At 65.3% G+C, this 5432-nt stretch carries 4 protein-coding genes and 1 pseudogene; 3 read left to right on the top strand and 2 right to left on the bottom strand.

Features of this window, described 5'->3' with window-relative positions; all coding sequences use genetic code 11:
• Positions 1 to 89 precede the first annotated feature (89 nt).
• The gene (locus AB0F62_RS42285; protein WP_361812107.1) at positions 90 to 1028 is read right to left on the bottom strand and encodes a hypothetical protein; all 939 of its coding nucleotides are present in this window, start codon (positions 1026 to 1028) and stop codon (positions 90 to 92) included.
• A gap of 836 nt (positions 1029 to 1864) precedes the next feature.
• Here AB0F62_RS42285 and AB0F62_RS42290 point away from each other — a divergent pair.
• Both AB0F62_RS42290 and AB0F62_RS42295 read left to right on the top strand, forming a co-directional pair.
• Positions 1865 to 2398: a SigE family RNA polymerase sigma factor gene (locus AB0F62_RS42290; RefSeq protein ID WP_361812110.1), complete on the top strand. Its 534-nt coding sequence runs from the start codon at positions 1865 to 1867 to the stop codon at positions 2396 to 2398.
• A 16-nt stretch (positions 2399 to 2414) separates the two neighbouring features.
• A complete protein-coding gene (locus tag AB0F62_RS42295; protein ID WP_361812113.1) occupies positions 2415 to 3200 on the top strand; it encodes a hypothetical protein in 786 nt (261 codons plus the stop codon).
• A 116-nt stretch (positions 3201 to 3316) separates the two neighbouring features.
• On the opposite strand, the gene AB0F62_RS42300 is transcribed toward AB0F62_RS42295, so the two are convergent.
• Entirely contained in the window at positions 3317 to 4126 is an 810-nt protein-coding gene (locus tag AB0F62_RS42300) for a transposase family protein (RefSeq protein WP_361812116.1), read from the bottom strand.
• Between the two features lie 343 nt (positions 4127 to 4469).
• Between AB0F62_RS42300 and AB0F62_RS42305 the strand changes: the two are divergent.
• Positions 4470 to 4751: pseudogene (locus AB0F62_RS42305) on the top strand (IS5/IS1182 family transposase); the annotation flags it as partial.
• Between the last annotated feature and the right edge of the window lie 681 nt (positions 4752 to 5432).

Raw genomic sequence — 5432 nt, forward strand, 5'->3', positions numbered from 1 at the left:
CCAGCCGCCGGCGCCGACGAGCGCCACCACGCCCACGATCAACCCGACCTGCTTGCCGCGCCCCTTCGGGCCGCCCGGCAGACCCCGGCTCATCCGGTGATCCCGGAGAAGGGGTGCTTGGCCAGCTTGGGGAAGTACGCGGCGCGGAACTTCTTCCCGCACTCCAGATCCTTGCGGGCGTTGGAGATCTCCTGGGCAAACTTGGCTTGGGCGTCGTCCTTGTCCAAGCCCTTGATGCCGCTCGGCGGGAGCTGCGCAGATGTCGCGAACTTCACCATGTCCCCGATGGCGGTCGGCTGTGTCGTGGTGACGGCGATTCCCTCATTGCGCAGACACGCCGCGAACTCCTGCGCCAGCGAGATCAACTTGGGATCCCCGTTCAGTGCCTGCTCCGCGGCACGGTCCTGCTCCTTGGCGGAGGCACTCTCACGGTCGATCTCGGCCTGAGATTTCTCCGGCCCGTACACCTTCTCAAACCCGGACAGCTTGCACCCTGGGAGTTCCACCGCCTTCCCGTCGGCCGTCCTGCGGCGGCCGTTACCCAGTGCCTTGTCGTAAGCCTTGCGCTGCGCCGGGGACAGCGCGGCGAGATACGCGTCGTTCGGGTCCGCCATCACCTTCGCTTCGTAGGCATCGGTGCCAAAGAGAGTCGGGTCGTCCGGGTAGGCGGCGGCTGCGTAGAGGCCGAAGCCGTACTTCTCCCGGTACTTCTTCGCCAGTTCGTAGTCCTGCCCGTCGACAGGAACACTAGGCCCCCAGTCCGTCACGTGCGGCGTGTAGGAGAAGCCTTGCTTCCGCATACAGGCGGCGACGGCATTTTCGAGCAGGTACGCCTTCTTGGTCTCCTCGTCGGCTCCGTCGGGAATTGCCAACTCCCCGTTCGCGGCCGCCCGCGAGGGCGATGAGGAAGTGCTGGATGTGGTCGGAGGCGCGGATTCGGCATCGCCCTGCGAGCAGCCGACGAGGGCGACCATGCCGGCAAGGCCTGCCGCCGACCAGAGGACGAGAGATGCGCGTGTGGGAGCCATGTCGTTCCATCGCTTCAGGAGAAGGGGCTCTGTAGGGGGCGGTCCGCACAAACTGCAGTCGCCGTTACCCACTTCCACCCGATGGACTACGGCATCGGCCCACTAAGGAGGTTGTGACCTCCGTCACCCCTCCCTATGGCGGCTCCCACTACCCGTTGATCCACCAGCGAATACCGTCGCTATGACGGTATGAACGTAGCCTGGTGTGGTGTGCGTCGCGGTTGGGATTCCCCTCCCCGAACCGTCCCCCAGACGTCTTCTCGCGTGCCCTACGACAGCCCCCTGGATACCTTGAGAGGAACGTTTCCAAAGCCGCCGCATACCCGGCGTCGCACGGCACTTCCTGTTAGCGATGATTTGGCCCGCCTACCCACTAGTGCGCCTTCTCCAACAGTTCTGATGGCGGTCCGATGGAGTTGACATCGGGAGGGATATTGGCACTCGTGGCGTCGAACTAACAGGGATCGCCGGCACTGTCACAGTCGGCTTCAATGCTCGGGCGAGTGGGGACAAAGGTCGATCAAGATGATGTGGATGTGCAGTCGCCGCGGGCAGAATGCCGAGGCTCGTCGTGCCGCGCACTCAGCGTTCGCAGAGTCATGCCGTCTGTGAACTCAGCCACAGAGGGCGAGCGACGAAGTATTCACCGTCGCTACGTATCATCCTGTTCGTCCGACCGAAACGGTGTTTCGGATGGATCTACGGCTGCCCCATGCGCAAGGGCGGTCATCAACCGGAGGATCTACGGCCACAGGCAACCGAACAGGTCCCCCGCCCGGTTGAGACGAATGTGGATGTGGATTCGGAGACAGGGACGCGATGGCGAGGACAGCACGTTGAGGGACGCGGCACCGGACTTCGAGGAGTTCGTCACCGCGCGCGGGTCGAGGCTGCTCAGAGTCGCCTGGCTGCTGACGGGGGACGCGCACCTGGCGGAGGACCTGCTCCAGACGACACTGGCGAAGGTGTGGCCGCGATGGCGGTCGATAGCCTTCGAGGACCCCGAGGCGTATGTGCGCAAGGCCCTGGTCAACACGCACGCGTCGTGGTGGCGGCGGCGCTGGCGGGGCGAGGTGCCGCACGACGAGGTCCCGGTTGTGGCGACGGTCGGCGACCCTTACGCCTCCGTCGATTTGGAGCAGTCGCTGGCGTCCATCGTGCAGCACCTGCCCCGTCGGCAGCGTGCTGTGGTTGTACTGCGCTACTTCGAGGATCTCAGCGTGGAGGAGACGGCCCAATTGCTGGGATGCCGCCCTGGCACGGTCAAAAGCCAGGCGGCAAAAGCGTTGGCAACGTTGCGCACGAAGCTCGCGGCGGTGCCGAGTCTGGTGGAAGTGGGTGAGGGGCATGGGGCGCGAACCTGTGCGTGACGAGGGGGAGACACGGGTGCCCGGTGCCGACACGAAAGCGGAGCGGGAGCTCAGCGCCTTCCTGGAGCACGTCGTTCCGCAGCCGCCTGCTCCCGCCAACCGGATGGCCAACGTCATGCGGCGCATGCAGCGGCGCCGCCGGCGCCGTCTGGGGGCGATGACGGTGGGCACGGCGGCCGCGCTGAGCGCAATCCTCCTGTCATTGGGCGGGAGCCTGCTGCCGGGAACCGCCGCCCCGCACCGGGAGACCGATGTGATGCCTGCCACGGCGCCTGTCGGTACCCCGTCGGAGACAGCCTCTCTTGACGGGGTACCCACCCAGGACGCGCACGGGTACACGACCATCCATCTGGGGGATCTGTACGGGCTGACATTGCGGCTTCCGCGCACTTGGGCGGGCTTCACTACTCTCGACCCGGATGCGATGATGGTCGGCTTCCTGTCGCCGCAGCCGATGCAGCGTCATCAGCCATGCGGCACCGCAAACGATTCGGGGTACCCAGCCTGCCCCCCATTTCCTTTTCTGAACAAGGACTCTGCGCTCATTTACGTGCACAAGCGGATGTATACGAACGTTGGAGGTGATGCGGGTTTCGAGTTGTCTTCCCCGAGCCCCGCTGCCTCGGGCTGCCGTGTCCTCGCGGGTACCACCGAGATGCGTGGGGAGGGCGGCATACCCACGGCCAGGGACCGGCCCTTGATGCTGGCCGTCGATATCTGCCTTCGCGACCCGTCGCAGGAAACCATCGCGGCAATCAACCAGGCCTTCAAAACGGCCGAGTTTCGAGGGGGTGTGCGGTGACAACCAGAGTAACCACGAACTATTCTGGTCCTGCCGGAATTTGGCTGAATCGACAATAACGTCTGATCGTTCCGTGACGAGGTGAGACGCCCCCACTGACGTTTTCTCAACGATGATCATTTCCAGTTTTCGTTGAGGACGAGGGCGGCGCGGGCGATGTCGCCGATCCGGCTCGGGCTGAGGGTGACGTGCTGCAGGGTGCGCCAGCGCTGCTTGAGTTCGGCGGCGGCGCGTTCACCGAGCGCGCGGATGCCTCTGATCAGGCTGTTCGTGGTCTGCGTGTCCGCGTGCAGGGCCCGTTCGGAGCGGCCTTTGGGGCGTCGGACGGGGACGCGGATGCCGATGCCGGCGCCGATGTAGCCCTTGTCGGCGAGGGTGGGCAGGCCGTCGGCGGCGGCTTTGTAGAGGGCGGGAAGTGCGTGGATGCGGGCGGCGGTGATGTCGGGAGTGGAGCCGGGCTCGACGTCGGAGACCCACAGTGGGGTGCCGTCCGGGGCGGACAGGAACTGCACGTTCCCGCCGAACGCCTTGTGTTTCTGGCTGAACCACAGGTCGTTGCCGTTCTCGCGGACCCCGGTGACGCGGTCGGACTCGATCAGTGTGCCGTCCAGGACCACGTGTGTCATGCCCTCGCGCCGACAGCGGTCCAGGACTTCGTGCAGGTCCGGGGCCTGATCGGCGAGGACGTCGATGCCTTCGTGGAGGTATCGGTAGCCGGTGGCCTGCGAGACACCGGCGTCCCGGGCCAGGCGGTGCACGCAGCCGCGCTCGCGGAACCAGCGCAGCACCAACACCGCCTGGCGGAACGGCCCCAGTACCCGCGAGCCCCTCGGTGTGCCGATCCGCCGGCGGTGCGCGGCCAGCAGCCGGGACAACTGGTCCACGACATGGCGCGGGACGTCGAGCATGGCAACATAGGTGACCAACGTGAAGCCTCTGGTTGCGCGGACGATCTTGTGGTGAGAACCGTCCTACCAGGGGCTTCACGTCTGCCCGACTCCGGGGAGGGTTCGTCCTACCTACTCACGAACGGGGTCGTTCACATCGTTTCGCGAAGATCATTTCGCTGAGAAAACGTCACTCGCCAGAATCTGTGTAAGTATTCCCAGCAGTTGGCAAGGCGGTCACCACGGCGGGATGAGTCAGCCTTTCAGCGGGGCCTCAGATCGGGTGACGGCCAATTGGTCGGTGACCTGTACACAACGGACGAGGCTCCTCGGCGGTTGAGCGAGATGTCCGACGCCTCAACTCTTCTGTCAAGGAGCCTCGTTGGTTCTATATCCAGCCGCACTGGACTTCGCTCATACGCTGGTTCAGCGGGTGTCGATGCTGATCGCCACCCGGGAGGGTGGCCGCCGTTTCAAGCTCCGGCCGGCCGCAGCTTGCCCTGGTCGCCCTCGCGAATCTGCGCAGGCCCGACGCCCCGCACAGATTGCGGCCGGCTTCCGTATCGGCGTGGGCACCGCCCACGCCTACGTGCACGCGGTCACCGACCCACGAGGTGAGGCCGTGTGGATCTCCCGCGTCCTTCCGGGCCGCACTGAAGAGGTCCGGTAACCTGGAATCGGACGTGGCATTCGTACGGAGCGCACATACGGCGTGGAGTGTGCAAGGCGGAGCGTCACAATTGTCCCTTGCCCAGACTTCTCGGGTGCCTCTGTCTGACCTCGCCCTGTTGAGGGAGGGCCAACCCAGAAGAGGGGCCGCCCCTCAAGCGAGCGGTCACTAAATCGCCGCATCAACTCAGACGTTGAAGGCCGATACAATTTGGCGATGCTCCAGTGACGCACGGCCAGCGAGGGTGTCGAATGCCTTGCTTCGCTGTTCTTGTCGTGCTGCAGTTGATTGCGTCCGTTCCTGGTTTACGAGGCGCCCCTCGAGCGTACGCTGCCGCAAGCCCGGCGTTGCCCGTGGAATGGGCATGTGAGGCCTCGGAGGATCGCCCCACTCCTGGTTCGTTGTTCAGAGGGTCGGCGACGCCCATTTATGTGAGCTTTACCTAATGGCGTGAGTGTGGGGATCTGTGCGCGAACTGTGTGCACGAGTGGAGACAGAAAGACTAACGATGAGATCGAGCAATTCCTCGCAGACCTCCGGGTCCGCGCGGCGCCGTGTGGCCACCGGGGCCACTGCGGCATTCCTCGGCCTGACGGTTGCCCTTGGCAACGGGCTGGTGACCCAGGCGTCCGCCGCCGACACCGCCACGCTCAGCGCCGTCGTCCTCGGCGTCGG

Source organism: Streptomyces sp. NPDC026673 (assembly GCF_040638135.1).
In the GTDB taxonomy this organism is placed as follows: domain Bacteria; phylum Actinomycetota; class Actinomycetes; order Streptomycetales; family Streptomycetaceae; genus Actinacidiphila.

What these genes read in the sequence shown, in the direction of transcription:
- AB0F62_RS42285 (WP_361812107.1), bottom strand. Translation starts at nt 1,028, where the DNA reads ATGGCTCCCACACGCGCATCTCTCGTCCTCTGGTCGGCGGCAGGCCTT.